Source organism: Streptomyces sp. NPDC001532 (genome assembly GCF_040298625.1).
In the GTDB taxonomy this organism is placed as follows: Bacteria; Actinomycetota; Actinomycetes; order Streptomycetales; family Streptomycetaceae; genus Streptomyces.
Genome location: NZ_JBEPAL010000066.1, coordinates 21,729 through 38,580 on the forward strand (window position 1 = coordinate 21,729; position 16,852 = coordinate 38,580).

At 74.8% G+C, this 16,852-nt stretch carries 17 protein-coding genes; 8 read left to right on the plus strand and 9 right to left on the minus strand.

The genetic code is table 11. The features are described from left to right. Positions 1–58: 58 nt before the first annotated feature. From ABT232_RS36255 to ABT232_RS36265, 3 genes are read right to left on the minus strand one after another with little or no spacing between them, the layout of a single operon-like run. Positions 59–526: an NUDIX hydrolase gene (locus ABT232_RS36255; protein ID WP_351848471.1), complete on the minus strand. Its 468-nt coding sequence runs from the start codon at positions 524–526 to the stop codon at positions 59–61. After that, positions 523–2,061 (minus strand): ATP-dependent DNA ligase, encoded by a 1,539-nt coding sequence (locus ABT232_RS36260; RefSeq protein ID WP_351848473.1) that lies wholly within the window; start codon positions 2,059–2,061, stop codon positions 523–525. Before ABT232_RS36260 ends, ABT232_RS36255 begins: the two co-directional genes overlap by 4 nt. Positions 2,062–2,090: 29 nt before the next feature. Then, positions 2,091–3,041, minus strand: coding sequence for an NAD(P)/FAD-dependent oxidoreductase (locus ABT232_RS36265; protein ID WP_351848476.1), 951 nt, complete (start codon positions 3,039–3,041; stop codon positions 2,091–2,093). Between the two features lie 79 nt (positions 3,042–3,120). On the opposite strand from ABT232_RS36265, the gene ABT232_RS36270 reads away from it, so the two are divergent. From ABT232_RS36270 to ABT232_RS36295, 6 genes are all read left to right on the plus strand, one after another. Further along, the gene (locus ABT232_RS36270; protein ID WP_351848478.1) at positions 3,121–3,699 is read left to right on the plus strand and encodes a helix-turn-helix domain-containing protein; all 579 of its coding nucleotides are present in this window, start codon (positions 3,121–3,123) and stop codon (positions 3,697–3,699) included. 86 nt (positions 3,700–3,785) lie between these two features. Next, entirely contained in the window at positions 3,786–4,751 is a 966-nt protein-coding gene (locus tag ABT232_RS36275) for an NADPH:quinone oxidoreductase family protein (protein WP_351848480.1), read from the plus strand. Then, positions 4,748–5,929 (plus strand): acyl-CoA dehydrogenase family protein, encoded by a 1,182-nt coding sequence (locus ABT232_RS36280; protein WP_351848483.1) that lies wholly within the window; start codon positions 4,748–4,750, stop codon positions 5,927–5,929. The genes ABT232_RS36275 and ABT232_RS36280 overlap by 4 nt, the downstream gene beginning before the upstream one ends. Next, on the plus strand, positions 5,926–7,005 hold the full coding sequence (locus tag ABT232_RS36285) for an acyl-CoA dehydrogenase family protein (RefSeq protein WP_351848485.1): 1,080 nt from the start codon (positions 5,926–5,928) through the stop codon (positions 7,003–7,005). Before ABT232_RS36280 ends, ABT232_RS36285 begins: the two co-directional genes overlap by 4 nt. A 178-nt stretch (positions 7,006–7,183) precedes the next feature. Next, positions 7,184–8,047 (plus strand): phosphatidylinositol-specific phospholipase C/glycerophosphodiester phosphodiesterase family protein, encoded by an 864-nt coding sequence (locus ABT232_RS36290; RefSeq protein ID WP_351848487.1) that lies wholly within the window; start codon positions 7,184–7,186, stop codon positions 8,045–8,047. Positions 8,048–8,159: 112 nt separating this feature from the next. Continuing rightward, the gene (locus tag ABT232_RS36295) at positions 8,160–8,354 is read left to right on the plus strand and encodes a hypothetical protein (RefSeq protein WP_351848489.1); all 195 of its coding nucleotides are present in this window, start codon (positions 8,160–8,162) and stop codon (positions 8,352–8,354) included. Positions 8,355–8,377: 23 nt separating this feature from the next. Here the strand turns inward: ABT232_RS36295 and ABT232_RS36300 are convergent, their stop codons facing one another. Further along, on the minus strand, positions 8,378–9,574 hold the full coding sequence (locus ABT232_RS36300; protein WP_351848491.1) for a phosphodiester glycosidase family protein: 1,197 nt from the start codon (positions 9,572–9,574) through the stop codon (positions 8,378–8,380). Between the two features lie 297 nt (positions 9,575–9,871). Between ABT232_RS36300 and ABT232_RS36305 the strand changes: the two genes are divergently transcribed. Further along, positions 9,872–10,969, plus strand: coding sequence for an NAD-dependent epimerase/dehydratase family protein (locus ABT232_RS36305; protein ID WP_351848494.1), 1,098 nt, complete (start codon positions 9,872–9,874; stop codon positions 10,967–10,969). Here the strand turns inward: ABT232_RS36305 and ABT232_RS36310 are convergent. From ABT232_RS36310 to ABT232_RS36320, 3 genes are all read right to left on the minus strand, one after another. After that, entirely contained in the window at positions 10,920–11,867 is a 948-nt protein-coding gene (locus tag ABT232_RS36310; protein ID WP_351848496.1) for a hypothetical protein, read from the minus strand. The genes ABT232_RS36305 and ABT232_RS36310 overlap by 50 nt on opposite strands. An 83-nt stretch (positions 11,868–11,950) precedes the next feature. Then, positions 11,951–12,145, minus strand: coding sequence for a DUF2795 domain-containing protein (locus ABT232_RS36315; RefSeq protein WP_351848498.1), 195 nt, complete (start codon positions 12,143–12,145; stop codon positions 11,951–11,953). Positions 12,146–12,210: 65 nt separating this feature from the next. Beyond that, positions 12,211–12,774 carry a hemerythrin domain-containing protein gene (locus tag ABT232_RS36320; protein ID WP_351848501.1) on the minus strand — a complete coding sequence of 188 codons (564 nt, stop codon included), beginning with the start codon at positions 12,772–12,774 and terminating at the stop codon, positions 12,211–12,213. Between the two features lie 479 nt (positions 12,775–13,253). Here ABT232_RS36320 and ABT232_RS36325 point away from each other — a divergent pair, with 479 nt between their 5' ends. Continuing rightward, positions 13,254–14,537: an MFS transporter gene (locus tag ABT232_RS36325; protein ID WP_351848512.1), complete on the plus strand. Its 1,284-nt coding sequence runs from the start codon at positions 13,254–13,256 to the stop codon at positions 14,535–14,537. A gap of 562 nt (positions 14,538–15,099) precedes the next feature. Here the strand turns inward: ABT232_RS36325 and ABT232_RS36330 are convergent. Continuing rightward, on the minus strand, positions 15,100–16,152 hold the full coding sequence (locus ABT232_RS36330; RefSeq protein ID WP_351848503.1) for a glycosyltransferase family 9 protein: 1,053 nt from the start codon (positions 16,150–16,152) through the stop codon (positions 15,100–15,102). A 13-nt stretch (positions 16,153–16,165) separates the two neighbouring features. Next, positions 16,166–16,852: D-glycero-beta-D-manno-heptose 1-phosphate adenylyltransferase (gene rfaE2, locus ABT232_RS36335; RefSeq protein ID WP_351848506.1), on the minus strand; the 687-nt coding region annotated here is incomplete at its 5' end.

Consider the following 16,852-nt stretch of genomic DNA (forward strand, 5'->3'; position numbering starts at 1 on the left):
GGTACTGTGCTTCGACCTTCGCGCGCGGCGGCGGGGGCCGCAACGCGTGCGCGTCTCCTCAGGGCGAGTGCTCCGCCAGCCGGTCGAGAAACGCGGCCTGGGCGCTGACGATCACGGCCCGGGCGTCGTCGAGGCCGAACCAGCGGACCCGGTCCAGCTCCGGGAACTCCTGGACGCGGCCGCTTCTCGGCGGCCACTCCATGGTGAAGGTGCCCGGATCGACGGAGCCGGGGTCCAGATCCGCCTCCACCGCCCATACGGTGACGATCTTGCCGCCGGTCTGCCGCACCTCGCCCAGCGGCACCGCCTCGCCGTCCGGCGGCGGCAGCCCCAGCTCCTCCCGGAACTCGCGGCGGGCCGCCTCCCAGGCCGGCTCGTGCGGCTCGTACTCGCCCTTCGGCACGGTCCACGCCCCGGCGTCCTTCCGGGCGAAATAGGGGCCGCCCATGTGCCCGAGCAGCACCTCGAGGCCGCGCTCGGAGCGCCGGTACAGCAGCAGCCCGGCGCTGCGCCGCGCCGTCGTCACGGGCGTACCTCCGGATGCGCGGCGAGCACGGTCTCGACGGTGTCGGCCTCCTCCGGCCGCTTGTCCTCGCGGTAGCGGACCACGCGGGCGAAGCGGAGGGTGACGCCGGCCGGGTAGCGGGTGGAGCGCTGGAGACCGTCGTAGGCGATCTCCACGACCAGTTCCGGGCGCACGGTCACCACCTGGGCGTCCTCCGAGACCGCCAGCTGTCGCAGGCGCTCGGTCTGCCAGGCGAGCATCGCGTCGGTCATGCCCTTGAACGTCTTGCCGAGCATGGCGTACGAGCCGTCCGGGCGCCGCGCGCCGAGGTGCAGGTTGGACAGCTTTCCGGTGCGGCGGCCGTGGCCCCACTCGGCGGCCAGGACCACCAGGTCGAGGGTGTGCACGGGCTTGACCTTCAGCCAGGACGCGCCGCGCCGGCCCGCGCTGTAGGGCGCGGCGAGGTCCTTGACCACCACGCCCTCGTGGCCGCGGGCCAGCGTCTTCGCCAGGAACTCCTCCGCGGCGGGCAGGTCGTCGGGGCCGTCGACCAGGGCGCGCCGCACCCGCATCGGCTCGGGCGTCAGCCGGGCCAGTTCCGCGTGCCGCTCGGCGAACGGCAGGTCCAGCAGATCGCGGCCGTCGACCGACAGGACGTCGAAGAAGACGGGGGAGACGGGCACCGCGCGGGCCACCGCCGCCACGTCCACCCGGGAGCCGACGCGCGCGGCGGTCTCCTGGAAGGAGCGCGGCCGGCCGTCCGCGTCGAAGGCGATGACCTCGCCGTCGAGGACGAAACGCTCGCCGCGCAGCTCCAGCGCGGCGGCCGTCACCTCCGGCAGCCGGTCGGTGATGTCGTCGAGGGTGCGGGTGTAGAGGCGTACGGTGTCGCCGTCCCGGTGGACCTGGACGCGGATGCCGTCCAGCTTCTCCTCCACCGCGCAGCCGCCCAGCTTCCCGACCGCCTCCGCCACCGAGGTCGCGCTGTGCGCGAGCATCGGCAGCACGGGGCGGCCGACGGTCAGCCGGAAGCGGTCGAGGGCCGCGGGGCCGTCCGTGAGCAGCGCCTCGGCCACCGTCTGGAGGGAGCCCGCCAGCATCACCGCGCGGCGCACGTCGGCGGGCGGCGCACCGGTCGCCGCGGCCAGGCCCTCCACGGCGGCCGCGTCCAGCGCGCCCTGCCGGACCTCCCCGGTCAGCAGCCCCAGCAGGAACCGCTGCTCCTCCTCGGTGGCCGCGCCCATCAGCTCCCCGACCAGCCGGGCCCGCTCGGCCTGCGAGCCGGGTCCGGCGACCTTGCCGAGTTCGGTGAGCCGCGCGTCCACGTCGCGCACGGTCAGGGTGGGCTCGGCGGCCGGGGCGACCGGCCGGCCGAGCACCTTCCAGCCGACGCCGATCCGTCCCTGCGGCAGCCGTCCCGCCAGATAGGGGATGACGACGGCTGCGTCGGCCGCCTCCGCGTCCCGGAACAGGGCGGCGAGCAGCGCGGTCTTGCGGGAGCGTGCCGAGGTGGCGGCGACCTCCCGGGACACCTGGGCGAGCCTGGCCAGCAGCATGCAAACAGAGTGCACCGGCGGCGCCGGGACTACACCCCGGCGGCGACGGCCGCGTCGATGTCCGTCATCAGCAGGTCCCCGTTGATCGTGGCGCCGGCCCGGTAGCCGCCGCTCGCCGCGTTGACGACCTGCTCGGCGAAGCCGACGGCGTTGCCCGCCGCCCACACCCCGGGCACGCTGGTCAGACCGGTGGTGTCGACCACGGGGTAGCTGCCGAACGGGGTGTCGTGGAACTCGGCGCCCAGCCGCTGGAGCAGTCCGCCGCGCGGCAGCGGGCGCGGGGCGACGAACAGCGCCTCACGCGGATGCACGGTGCGGTCCGTGAGCCGTACGCCGGTGAGCCGGTCGTCCTCGACGACCAGTCCCGCGACCTCGCCGGGCACCGTGGTGACCCCGGCCGCGGCGAGTCTGCGCAGGTCGTCGCCGGACAGTTCGGACTCGGCGACGGTGTGCAGGAAGAGCGTCACGTCCGCGGACCACTGCGAGACCATCAACGCCTGGTGCACGCTCAGCGGTGACGTGGCGAGCACGCCGAAGGCCTGGTCGCGCACCTCCCAGCCGTGGCAGTACGGGCAGTGCAGCACATCGCGGCCGAACCGCTCGGCGACCCCGGGGACGGCGGGCAGCTCGTCCTTCAGCCCGGTGGTGACGACGAGCCGCCGGGCGCGCACGGTCCGGCCGCTCGCCAGGGCGACCGTGAAGTGCTCCCCGTCGCGGCCGGCGTCCACCGCCCGGTCGCGGACGAGGTCCACGCCGTAGCGGGCGATCTCCTCGCGGCCGGCGGCCAGGAACTCGGCGGGCGGCATGCCGTCCCGCGACAGGTAGCCGTACATGTGCGCGGCGGGGGCGTTGCGCGGTTCGCCGGAGTCGACTACCAGCGTGCGGCGCCGGGCCCGGCCGAGCACCAGCGCGGCGGACAGGCCGGCGGTGCCGCCGCCGACGACGAGGACTTCACAGCTGTCGATGGTGTTCTCGGTCATGGTGACCACCTCCACGCCCGACGGTCGCCCGAGCACTGCGGGATTGACAAACCTGTTTGCCGAAACTGCAATGACCGTCATGGGTACCGATGACGTTCTGGCGGGTGTGGGTCCGAGGCTGCGGCGACTGCGCAAGGAGCGCGAGGTCACCCTCGCGGCGCTGTCCGAGGCGACCGGCATCTCGGTGAGCACGCTCTCGCGGCTGGAGTCGGGGCTGCGCAAGCCGTCCCTGGAGCTGCTGCTGCCGATCGCGCAGGCCCACCAGGTGCCGCTGGACGAGCTGGTGGGCGCCTCGGCGGTCGGCGATCCACGGGTGCGTGCGAAGCCGGTCGAGCGGGGCGGGCGTACCCACTGGCCGCTGACCCGGCAGCCGGGCGGTCTGCAGGCGTTCAAGGTGCTGGAGCCGCAGCGGAAGCTGGAGCCGGACCCGCGCAGCCACGAGGGGTACGAGTGGCTGTACGTGCTGTCCGGGCGGCTGCGGCTGGTGCTGGGGGAGCACGACGTGGTGCTCACGGCCGGCGAGGCCGCGGAGTTCGACACCCGCGTGCCGCACTGGTTCGGGTCGACGGGGGAGGGGCCGGTGGAGTTTCTGAGCCTGTTCGGCCCGCAGGGGGAGCGGATGCATGTGCGGGCGCGGCCGAAGAACGCGAACGGGTGACCCTCCCGACTGTTCCCTGATCGGCAAGCGACCGCTTAGTATGCCGTGGACCCCGGTCAGACGAAGCAGTCCCGTGGAGGCACCGCATGCAGGCATGGCACGTGCACGAGAACGGCGAGCCGAGCGAGGTGATGCGCCTGGCGGAGGCCGAGCGGCCCACGCCCGGTGACGGCCAGGTCCTGGTGAGGGTGCGCGCCGCGAACATCAACTTCCCCGACGCGCTGCTGTGCCGGGGCCAGTACCAGATCCGGCCGCCGCTGCCGTTCACCCCCGGTGTGGAGATCTGCGGCGAGACCGAGGACGGCCGCCGCGTCATCGGCAACCCGGCCCTGCCGCACGGCGGCTTCGCCGAGTACGCCGTCGCCGACGCCGCGGCCCTGCTGCCCGCGCCCGACGCGCTCGACGACGCCGAGGCCGCCGCCCTGCACATCGGCTACCAGACCGGCTGGTTCGGCCTGCACCGGCGGGCCGGCCTGGAGGCCGGCGAGACGCTGCTGGTGCACGCCGCAGCGGGCGGCGTGGGCAGCGCCGCCGTCCAGCTCGGCAAGGCCGCCGGCGCCACCGTCATCGGTGTCGTGGGCGGCGCCGAGAAGGCCGCCGTCGCCCGCGAACTGGGCTGCGACGTGGTGATCGACCGGCGTGCCGAGGACGTCGTCGCCGCCGTCAAGGAGGCCACCGGCGGCCGCGGCGCCGACGTGATCTACGACCCCGTGGGCGGCGACGCCTACACGCAGTCCGCCAAGACCGTCGCCTTCGAGGGCCGGATCGTGGTCGTCGGCTTCGCGAGCGGCACCATCCCGAGCCCGGCCCTCAACCACGCCCTGGTGAAGAACTACTCGATCCTCGGCCTGCACTGGGGCCTGTACAACACCAAGAACCCCAAGCTGGTCCAGCACTGCCACGACCAGCTCACCGACCTGGCCGCCCGCGGCCTCATCAAGCCGCTGGTGAGCGAGCGCGTGCCGCTCGCCGAGGCCGCGACCGCCGTGCAGAAGGTGGCGGACGGCCGCAGCACCGGCCGGATCGCCGTCGTGATGGAGGAGGCAGCATGACCGACGCCGCCGAACTGCGCCGCCGCACCCAGGAGTTCCTGGCCGCGCACCCGCCGGCCGGCACCGACCGGCTCGACTTCCTGCGGGCCCGCTTCGACGCCGGCCTCGCCTGGGTGCACTTCCCCGAGGGCCTCGGCGGCCTCGGCGCCCCGCGCTCCCTCCAGGCCGTCGTCGACGCAGAACTGGAGGCCGCCGGCGCCCCCGACAACGACCCGCGCCGCATCGGCATCGGCCTCGGCATGGCCGCGCCGACCATCCTCCAGTACGGCACGGAGGAGCAGAAGCGGACCTTCCTGCGGCCCCTGTGGACCGGCGAGGAGGTGTGGTGCCAGCTGTTCAGCGAGCCCGGCGCCGGCTCCGACCTCGCGGCGCTCGGCACCAGGGCCGTACGCGAAGGCGACGACTGGGTCGTCAACGGGCAGAAGGTGTGGACGTCCAGCGCCCACATCGCCCGCTGGGCCATCCTCATCGCCCGCACCGACCCGGACGTGCCCAAGCACCGCGGCATCACCTACTTCCTGTGCGACATGACCGACCCCGGCGTCGAGGTCCGGCCGCTGCGCCAGATCACCGGCGAGGCCGAGTTCAACGAGGTCTTCCTCACCGGCGTCCGCATCCCCGACTCCCGCCGCCTCGGCGAGATCGGCGACGGCTGGAAGGTCGCCCAGACCACCCTGAACAACGAACGCGTCGCCATCGGCGGCATGCGCCTGCCCCGCGAGGGCGGCATGATCGGCCCCGTCGCCAAGACCTGGCGCGAACGCCCCGAACTGCGCACCCACGACCTGCACCAGCGGCTGCTCGGGCTGTGGGTCGACGCCGAGGTCGCCCGCCTCACCGGCGAGCGCCTGCGCCAGCAGCTCGTCGCCGGCCAGCCCGGCCCCGAGGGCGCCGGCATGAAGCTCGGCTTCGCCCGCCTCAACCAGCAGATCAGCGGCCTGGAGGTCGAACTCCTCGGCGAGGAGGGCCTGCTCTACGACGACTGGACGATGCGCCGCCCGCAGCACGTGGACTTCACCGGCCGCGAGGCCGGCTACCGCTATCTGCGCTCCAAGGGCAACAGCATCGAGGGCGGGACCAGCGAGGTCCTGCTCAACATCGTCGCCGAACGCGTCCTCGGCCTGCCCGCCGAACCGCGCACCGACAAGGACGTCGCCTGGAAGGACCTCGCCCGATGACCGACCGCGACCTGCTGTACTCGGAGGAGGAAGAGGCGCTGCGCGCCGCCGTCCGGGACCTGCTCGGCGACCACTGCGACGCGCCGGGCGTCATCGCCCGCACCGAGTCGGACGCCCCGCACGACCTGAAGCTGTGGAAGGCGCTCACCGACGGCATGGGGCTCGCCGGGCTGCTGGTGCCCGAGGAGCGGGGCGGTCAGGGTGCCACCCACCGCGAGGCCGCCGTCGTCCTGGAGGAGCTGGGCCGCGCGGTCGCCCCGGTGCCCTACCTGACGAGCGCCGTCGTCGCCACCGAGGCGCTGCTGGAGACGGGCGCCGACGACCTGCTCGCCGAGCTGGCGTCCGGCCGGCGCATCGGCGCCCTCGCCGTCGCCCTGAACGTCGCCGCGGGCGGCCCCGTCAGGACCGTACGGCTCGACGGCGGCACCCTGCACGGCGAGCTGACCGGCATCGCCGACGCGGCCGTCGCCGACGTGCTGCTCGTACCCGCCGACGACGGCGGCCTGTACGCCGTCGACGCCACCGCCGCGACCGTCACCCCGCAGGTCTCCCTCGACCTGACCCGCCCGCTCGCCACGGTCACCCTCGACGCGGCGCCCGGCCGCCGGCTGGGCGACAGCGCACCGGCCGTCCGCCGGGCGCTGCGCGCCGGAGCCGGGCTGCTCGCCTCCGAGCAACTCGGTCTCGCCGACTGGACGCTGACCGAGACGGTCCGCTACCTCAAGGAGCGCAACCAGTTCAACCGCCAGGTCGGCGGCTTCCAGGCGCTCAAGCACCGGCTCGCCCAGCTGTGGCTGGAGGTCGTCAACCTCCGTGCCGCCGCCCGCGCCGCCGCCGACGCCCTCACGACCGGCGCGGACACCGAGGTGACCATCGCGGTCGCACAGGCCTACGCCGCCCCGGTCGCCGTCCACGCCGCCGAGGAGGCGCTGCAACTGCACGCCGGCATCGGCATGACCTGGGAGCACCCCGTCCACCTGTACCTCAAGCGGGCCAAGGCCGACTCGATCGCCTACGGCACCGCGGGCGCCCACCGCGCGGCGCTGGCCGAACTGGTGGACCTCCAGGCCCCCTGACGGACACCCGGAACAGAACGAGCCCGCCCCACCCGGGGCGGGCTCTTCCGCGCGCACCGCCCCGGCGAAGTGAACACCTGACGGCACTCCGGCCAACTCGCCGCACAGCACTGCTCCTTGAGCCCTCGACGACCGCATACTCACTGCGTTCCGTCCGGCACCTCAAGGGAGGCAGCGCATGGCCCTCACCACCCGCCGCAGAGCCCTCACCACCCTCGGCGCCGCCCTCGCGGGCGCCGTCGCCATGCCCGCCGGCAGCGCCCTCGCCGGTGAACAGCGGCACCGGCCACGCCCGTTGTGGCGCGCCCACGCCCACAACGACTACGAGCACCCGCGCCCCCTGCTCGACGCCCTCGACCACCGCTTCGGCAGCGTCGAGGCCGACGTCTTCCTCGTCGGCGACCAGCTCCTCGTCGCCCACGACCCGCAGGACCTCGACCCGGCCCGCACCCTGGAAGCCCTCTACCTCGACCCGCTCGCCGCCCGCGTCCGCGCCAACGGGGGCTCCGTGTACCGGGGACACCGCGGCTCCCTCCAACTGCTCGTCGATCTCAAGACCGAGGGCTCCTCGGCCTATCGGGAACTGGACCGCCGACTGCGCCGCCACCGGCACCTGTTCACCGCCTGCTCCCATGGCCGGGTCCACCCCGGCCCGGTCACCGCCGTGATCTCCGGCGACCGGGCGGCCCGTGCCCCCATGGAGGCCCAGACCGTCCGCCACGCCTTCTACGACGGCCGGCTCGCCGACCTCGGCGGTCCCGCACCCGCCTCCCTCATCCCGCTGATCAGCGACAACTGGACGCTCCAGTTCACCTGGCGGGGCGCCGGCGACTTCCCCGCCGCCGAGCGGCAGAAGCTGCACACCATCGTGTCGGCGGCACACGCGCGCGGACAGCGCGTACGGTTCTGGGCCACCCCGGACCAACCGGGCCCGGAGCGGGACGCGGTGTGGACGGAACTGCTGGCCGCGGGGGTCGACCACCTCAACACCGACGACCTCGCCGGCCTCGAAGCCTTCCTCGACGGCCGCCGGTCCGCGTAGAACCACACGTTCGGCGGACAGGTCAGCCGCCCGGACGAACCCTCCGCTACGCCACACTTGCGGCCGAACGCCGTGAACCGGACGCGTGACGGCGTGGCGGAGGAGGTTGACGATGGCCATTTCCATCTCGGTGGTGCTGCTGCTTCTGGTCCTTGCGGTGATCTTCCTGCGCAACGGCGGCCTGAAGGTCTCCCATGCGCTGGTCTGCCTGCTGCTGGGCTTCTACCTGGCGAGCACGAGCATGGCGCCCACCATCCACAGCGGTCTGACGGCGACGGCGGACATCGTGAGCAGCCTGCGGCCCTGAACCGAGGGCCCCGCAACCGCGGCTCACGGGCCGGCGAAGACCCCGATGCCGTTGGGCACGGGCCGCTGGACACCGCCCGCCGGATGGTTGAGCACGGACACGGCGGTCCCGCCCGGCGCGCGGGCGACCAGCGTGGAGGAGCCGCCGCCGTCGAGGCTGAAGGCGTCGACCGCGCCCAGCCCGTCCAGGGTGTCCGCCAGTTCCGCGATCGTCAGGCCGGTGCGGTACTCGGGGGCGCCGTCCAGCGCCAGCAGCAGCACCCGCCGGCCGTCGTCCGCGACGCCGACCGCCGAGCGCACCGCCGAGGTCCGGTCGTCCAGGCCCGGCAGCGGCTGCCCGCCGGACAGCACCGGATAGCCGCCGATGGCGAAGCGGTACGGCACCCGCGATCCGGCGGCCACCAACTGGTGGCGGATCCGCACGGACTCGCCCGTGGCCAGCTTGCGCAGCCACTGCGCCCCCGCCTCCCGGCCGACGAGCACGGTCGTGCCGGGCGGGATCGGCCCGCTGCCCGGAGTCGGCGCGGCCGAGACCACCTGGCCGTCGCGGACCGTCACCTCATGGGTGTCGGTGCTGCACGGCGCCGCCCGCTCGGTGTCCGTGCCGCAGATGGCGCGCACCCGGGACGCCTCGCCCCAGTCCGCGGTGAAGGCGCCGACGGAGCCGACCGGCAGGGCGTACTGGTTGAGCCCGCCGAGCGGCAGTTCCTCCTCGGCGGTGGTGATCGAGCCGTCCAGCGCGAGCCGGTCCAGCCGGGCCCGTCGGTCGGTGCCCACGCCCAGCACGTCCTCGGTGGAGGTGCCCGGCGGCAGGGCCGGGCCGAACCGCTGTCCGTCCGGCACCGCCGCCTTCAGGGTCCGGCCGTCGGCGATCGCCGGGCCGACACTCGCGCCGGTCGCCTCCACTCCGGGGTGCTGGCTCTCGTTGATGTTGAAGAAGTCCCCGTTGACCCCGGCGACGGCCCCCTGGGCGTCGGCGAGCCCCGACACGGTGGCCCGCGCCGCGACCACCCCCGGATACAGCAGGTCCAGCCGCACCTTCGGATGGCTCAGGTCGACATCGAGCACATGGACGTGCGCCGGGCCGCCCGCCCCCTGGACGTCGAACTCCCGGTGGATGACGCCCGGGGCGACCGGATTGCCGGCCGGGGCACCGGCCGGGGCCGCGCCGGCCGGTGTGGCCCCGACGAGGCCGGCACCGGCCAGTGAGCCGAGTGCCATGAGGAGCGCCAGTACCGTTCTGCCGCCGGGAAACCGCTTCTGACGTCGCGTCACTCTTTCCCCCTGAGGTCCCGTCAACTGTCGCAGCGGGCAGGGGAAGTGCACCAGACGGCGATGTCCGACCGGGTGACGCGACGGCGGCCCGGCGGGGCCGGACGGGGGACGGGGCACCGCTCGCGCAGCCGCCGGACGCTCGGTGCCCGCGGTGCCGGCCGCCTCGGGTGGCGCACCCGGCTCATGTGGCGGGCCGGCACCGGCCGTCGGAGGATGAGAGCGGCCGGAAGGGAGGCCGAGCTGATGACGCCGGTGACGTTCTCCACGACGCCGCTGCCGTGGGCGCCGCCGCGCTGGCGCCGCGCCCTGGTCACCGGGGGCGCCGGATTCCTGGGCTCGCATCTATGCGAACGCCTGCTCGATTCCGGTGTGGAGGTCGACTGCGCGGACGATCTGTCCACCGGAACCACGGACAACGTCCGCCACCTCGCCGACCGCCCCGGCTTCCGGCTCCACCGGCAGGACATGAGCGCACCCGGCGCCCCGGACGCCCTGCCCGGGCCCTACGACCTGGTGCTGCACTTCGCCGGCCCCGCCTCACCCGCCGACTGCCTGGGCCGCCGCCTCGCCGCGCTGGCCGCCGCCGGCCCCGGCACCCGCAACGCGCTGGCCGTCGCCGAGCGGGACCGAGCACGGTTCCTCCTCGGCTCCGCCGGCCAGGTCTACGGCGACCCGGCGGCCCACCCGCAGCGCGAGGACTGCTGGGGACACGCCGACCCGGTCGGCCCTCGCAGCGCCCATGACGAGGCCAAGCGGTTCGCCGAGGCCCTGACCACGGCCGGCGCGCGGGCCCGCGGCATCGACGCCGGAATCGTCCGGGTGTTCAACACCTACGGGCCGCGCGCCCGGCCGGACGGCCGCCAGGCCCTGCCCACCTTCGTCCGGCAGGCGCTGGCCGGGGCACCGCTGACCATCGAGGGCGACGGCAGCCAGACCCGGACCCTGGCCTACGTCGACGACGTCGTCGAGGGCGTGCTGCTCGTCGCCGCCAGCCGGTCGGTGCGGCCGGTGAACATCGGCGGCGACGACGAGGCCAGCGTCGAGGAGATCGCCCGCCGGGTGATCCGCCTCACCGGCTCCCCGTCCCGCCTGCGGTTCCGCCCCGCCCGCCCCCACGCCCCCGCCCGGCGGCGGCCGGACACCACCTTCGCCCGCGAGCTCTACGGCTGGGCGCCGCGGGTGGCGTGGGAGGAGGGGTTCGCACGGACCATCGCGTACTTCGCGGACCACACCACCGGTGCGCACAGCGGCGCGTACACCGGCGCGCACAAGGGCGCGCACCGGGACGTGGCTACGCGTCGGTCCAGCGCATCGGGTGACCTGAGGCAGCGTCCGTGGTGAGCCAGGTGCCGTCCCCGAGCGGCCGGATGTCGTAGGGGTGCTGCGAGCGGGCGTCGAACTCGCCGCGGACCTGGCCGGAGCGCACGTCCACGCGGTAGTGGCGGAACCACTCCTGCTCGTCCTCGGTCTCGCCGCCGACGGTGACCACGACGGTGTCCGGGCTCAGGAAGCCACCGCTCCATTCCACGAAGGCCTCCTCCGGGGCGTGCCCGAAGTCGTCCACCGTGAGGGCGAACGCGACCTCGCCGTCCGGGTAGGCGTGGACGGCGACGTCGGCCTGCTCGTGGTGAACGGTCATGAATCGGCGCCCGTCGGGCGACAGACCGATGAGACACCGGTCGCTCCACGGGTAGCGGAAGAGATCCATCCCGGCCCCGGTCAGCGACGCTCGGTGGACGACCGAACCGTCCTGGCCCTCGCCCACGTCGAGCAGGACCGCACCGCTCGCACGGTGCGGCAGCTGCTCGCCGCCGTGCCCCACGGTGTCCAGGTCCGCCTGCGCGACGAGCGTGCCGGTCGCGGCGTCCAGGGCCACCCACTGGTCGGGGCGGTCACGGCCGGCCATGGCGTCGGGCCGGTAGCCCCAGAGCGCGTGTCCGTCCACCGACAGCACACAGCTCGGCCGGTGCCCGAGGCGGTGCGCCGACCGCGGCTCGAACTCCCACCGCCAGACCTCGGCTCCCTCCGCCGACACGCACACGACCGTGTCCAGGGTCGTGTAGTAGGCGCGCAGCAGATCGGCGGCGACGGCGTGGCCGACGACCTCGTCCCCGGCGGACGGCCGGCAGCTCATGACGGGCGACAGCACGCCCGTCGCGGCGACGGCCGGGTCGTAGGCGCAGATCCGGCCGTCGACCCATCGTGTGATGACCCGCTCGGGGCATCGGTGTTCGGGCATGCGCGAAGGCTAGCGCCGGCGGCGGCACGCACAGGACGGCGGCCGTGGCGTCAGGTGCCACGGCCGCCGTGTGGGTGAGCGGGTCACTTGTCGCGGAACACGGCCTTGCTCACCTCGGCCGGGTTCTGGAACTGCCGCTTCCCCAGATGTTCGATGCGCTCGGTGACCTCCTTGGACGCGTGATTGTCCCGGGCGACCTCCGCGAGGCGGGTGCTGTCCGCCGGGTACTCCGCGCCGGACAGGGCCTTCTGCAGGTCGGGCGGTGTGATGCGGGCCATGGGTGTCCTCCATGACGGTCGGGTGTGGGGGGTTCGACCGAAGGACGTGGGCCCCGGTGCCGGGGTCAGTCCTTCTTGCCGCGTCCCGTCAGCGCGTCACGCATCCGGTCCACGAGCCCCATGCCGGGTGCGAGCAGCTTGTTGGCCGGGGGACGGTCCGGAGCGGACGGGTGCGGGCGGGTCGGTGCCATCTTCTTGGCCTGGCGCACCTTGTCGCCGAGCTCGTCCAAGGTCTCCGCGGGGCACGCCTGACGCAACAGCGGGAAGAGGTTCTGCTCCTCGTCCGCCACATGGGAGCGGATCTCGCTCATGAGCATGCCGACGAGCCGGTCGAACTCGGGATCGTCGGCGTCGCAGCCCTCCAGGTCCTTCATGATCCGTTCGGCCTTGGAGTGGTCGTCGATCTCCTGGTCGGCCATGGCGTCGCCGTTCGGCAGATGCGCGCGCACGGCCGGGTACAGATGGGCCTCCTCGGCGACCGAGTGGCGCACCAGCTCCATGGTGACCTGGTCCGCGTACATCTTGCGGTCCTTGTGGCCCACGGGCAGCCCCTCGATGCGGCCGAACAGGGCCTCCACCTCCCGGTGGTCCGTCATCAGCTCGTCGATGACGTTTCCTCCGTGTGCCATGTCAGTACCTCCATCAAGACCACGGCGGCTCCCGAGGGGACCCGCCCAGGACACCCGGGTGCCCGTGCCGGGGTGAGGCGTAACAGGATGCGGCAGATGGGAATACGCGTGCTTTCGCGAGGTCTGTGAGCAAGTGCACAGGATGTGCCGCGGCCCAGGTGGGAGCACGGATCGGCCCCTCACCGGCAGCCCTCGAAGAGACGGCCGCCGATGGCCCGGGGGCACCGTCTGCCACGATGGGCGACGCTCGTTCGGAACATCCCGTTCCGGAACATCCCGTGGAGTGACCGCGCAGCGCAGCCGGTGATCCCGACTCCCGTGGAATCCCGATCCTTTCCCGAGTTCCCGGACATCACCTGCCGAGTATCGCCTTGCCTCTCTCCGCCGCCCCCGTGCCCCCCGACGCCCCCACGACCGACACCGCCGCCTCCGCGCCCGGTGAGTCCCGCTCCCCGTGGCGGTCCCTGCGCTACCGCAGCATGCGCTGGTGGTCCCTGGCCAACTTCGTGTCCAACGCCGGTACGTGGATGCAGCTCACCGTGCAGAACCTGCTGGTCCTGCAGATCACCGGCTCCGCCGCCGCGACCGGTCTGTCGGTGTCCGTGCAGGCCGCGCCCGCGCTGCTGATCAGCCTGGTCGGCGGCGCCGCCGTCGACCGCTGGCCCCGCAAGACGACCGCGCTGGTCAGCCAGGCGCTGCTCGGTCTCGTCGCCCTCACCACCGCCCTGCTGGTGGCCACCGACCGGCTCGACCTCACGGTGCTGCTGGTGCTCGCCGCGGTCACCGGCACCATCGCCACCGTCGACGGACCCGCCTGCGCCCTGCTGGGCAACGACCTGGTCCGGCCGCAGGACGTGCCGTCCGCGATCGGCGTCGGCTCCCTGGTGCACAGCGCCGGGCGGCTGGCCGGCACGGCGTTCGCCGGAGTGGCCGTCGGCCTCCTCGGCACGGCCGCCGCGTACGCCGCGAACGGCCTGTCGTTCCTCTTCGTCGCCTCGATCATCCCGTTCCTGCGGCCGATCGCCGGGGCGGCGGCCACCACGGCGGCCATCCCCGCCCAGCGCGGCGCCGGCGCCGAGAGCAAGGGCTCCCACCCGGCGAAGCGGGAGCCCAAGGGCCAGGACATGAGCGTCCGCGAGGGCCTCGCCTTCTTCGCCCGGCGGCCCCGGCTGGTCGCGCTCGCCGGGATCACCGGCATCAGCGCGGTCTTCGGCCGCAACTACGGCCTGACCCTCGCTGTCCTCGTCACCGGCCCGCTCGCGGGCGGCGCCGGGGCGTTCGGCACCGTCTCCACCGTGCTCGCCGTCGGCGGCATCCTCGGCGCGGTGCTCGGCGCCCGGCTGCGGCGGCCGTCGGTGCGGCTCGTCGGCACGCTGGCCGCCGTCGGCGCGCTGCTCCAGGCCGTGGCCGGCTTGTCGCCGTCGATCGCCGTGCTGCTGGTCCTGGTCCTGCCCATGGCCATCGTGGAGACCGTCTCCGACACCGCCGGCACGACCGTCCTCCAGACCGACCCGCCCGCCCATCTGCGCGGCCGCGTGCTCGGCGTCTGGGGCAGCATCAGCACCGGCTGGGGCCTCGCGGGCCCGCCGCTGCTCGGCCTCCTCATGGAGGTCGCCGGCGCCCGCGGCGCCCTCGTCGCCGGCGGCCTGCTCATCGCCGCGACGATCGGCACGGGCTTCCTCCTCCGGGACCGCCGCACCCCGGCCCGGATGGCCCCCCTCCGCACCGAGGAGCGCCGCACGGTCCTGGAGACGGCGGCCTGAGGGACCCGGCCCACGCGGTCCCGCCAGCGGGGGCCGGAGCGCTTGCCGGGGCGCGCGGGTGTAGTCGCCGGGGCTGCCACGGGACGTGGTGGCTGATGTCCGGCGGCGCGCGCCACAGGCGACGACCGCGCCGCTCCCCACTCCCGCTCGCTCACGTGTGGGGCGACCGGGTCGGTCGTCCCGCTTCCCGTCAGCGTGGGGCCGGGGTGTTCGCTGGTGTGGGTGCCGACGTGGGGTGGTGGGCGCAGGTGTCGTTGCCGGGGTGGCGCAGGACGTGGTGGCGGGGATCCGGTGGCGGGCTCCGCAGGCGGTGACGACCGTTGCTGGTCCCCGCTCGCGTTCGCTCACGCGTGGGGCGACCGGGCTGGCCGTCCTGCTTCCGTCAGCGTGGGGCCGGGGTGTTCGCTGGTGTGGGTGCCGACGTGGGGTGGTGGGCGCAGGTGTCGTTGCCGGGGTGGCGCAGGACGTGGTGGCGGGGATCCGGTGGCGGGCGCCACAGGTGACGACCGCGCCGCTCCCCACTGCCGCTCGCCTCCGCGCGAGTCGGCCGCCCCGCCGCACGTCAGGGTCGGGCCGGGGTGCTCGCTCCTGCGGGTGCCGGTGTGCCGTGGCCGTCGGGAACCGGGGCCGGTCGCACCGGCAGCGTGTGTACCGCTGCCAGTACCTCCGCCACCGTGATCCGCAGCAGCCGTTCGTCCGGTACGAGACCGTGGGCGTCGCCGGGGCGGGCGCGGGAGTCGTCGCCGGGGTGCCACAGGACGTGGTGGCGGGGGTCCGGTGGCGGGCCCCACAGGCGTGGGGCGACCGGGCCGAACAGGACGACCGACGGGGTGCCCAGGGCCGTGGCCAGATGGGCGAGGCCGGTGTCTCCGACCACGACGCAGCGGGCGCCCGCCACGAGCGCCGCGAGCCGGTCGAACGGCACGTCGGCGGTGCCGCCCAGGACCGCGCCGGCGGGCAGCCCGGCCGCCGACGCGACACCCGCGGCGAGCTCGTGCTCACCCGCGCCCGCCGTCACGACCACCCGGTGGCCCGCCCGGGACAGCTCCCGGGCCACGGCCGCGAAGCGCTCCGCAGGCCAGCGGCGGGCGGGCGCGTCCGCGCCCGGGTGGACGACGACCGCGCCGGGCGCGGGGGAGGGCGTCGCGGGCGCCGGGAGGGACACGTCGGCGGGGTCGGCCTCGATGCCGTACCAGGCGAGCAGCCGGCACCAGCGCCCCCGCTCGTGCTCGTCCTCACGCCACACCGGCCCGGCGACACCGGGCGTTCCGGGATGCGCGTAGGCGAGCAGTCGGCGCGGTGCGAGCCGCTGGAGCGGCAGATGGCTCGGCGGGCCGTTGCCGTGCAGGTCCACCGCCACGTCGGGACCCGGCCCCGGCCACGCCAGCTCCGCGGGCACCGCCCGTCCGGCGGCCTCGGCGGGCAGCAGCCGGTCGACCAGCCCGGTCGCGGCGACCGCCCCGGCGAGCCGTTCGGGCGCCGCGAGCACCAGCTCGTGACCGGGCAGCCCACGCCGCAGCGCCTTGAGGGCGGGTATGGCGGTCAGCAGGTCGCCCAGGCCGAGCGCGCGCAGCACCAGCACGCTCGGCCGGACGGTCGGGGGTTCCTCGGTCACGGCAAGGGCCCTCTCAGGACGGGGACGGCCCGATCCGGACCGCGGCGCGCGCGGCCCGGCGGGCGAGCAGGGTGGTGGACCGGCCGTCGAGGTACGGCAGCACGACCGCCTGGCCGCCCCATCCGCGCAGCGTCTCCGCCTCCGGCAGTTCCTGCACCGAGTAGTCGCCGCCCTTGACCCACACATCCGGCCGCAGCCGGCTCAGCAGCGCCTGCGGGGTGTCCTCGTCGAAGACCGCCACGGCGTCGACGCTGCCCAGCGCCTGGAGCACGCGCGCCCGGTCGGCCACCGGGTTGAGGGGACGCCCGGGGCCCTTGAGCCGGCCGACGGAGTCGTCCGAGTTCAGGCACACGATGAGACAGTCACCGATGCGGCGGGCGCTCTCCAGCAGGCCGACGTGCCCGGCGTGCAGCAGGTCGAAGCAGCCGCCGGTCGCCACGACCGTGCCGCCGCGCGCCCGCACCTGCTCGACGAGGGCGAACGCGTCGGTGGCGGGCGCCGTGTCGACCGGCGGCTCGGGCTCGGTCCGCCACAGCGCCGGGTTCCCGGCACCGCCCGCCGCCACGAACGCGGCGGCCTCGGCGACCGCGCGTTGCAGGGCCTCTCCCACCAGGGCCTCGGAGTTGGTGCGGGTCAGCATGCCGAGGCGGTCGGATATGTGCGGCAGCCGGCCGTCGGCCTTCATACGGTGCAGGAGGGT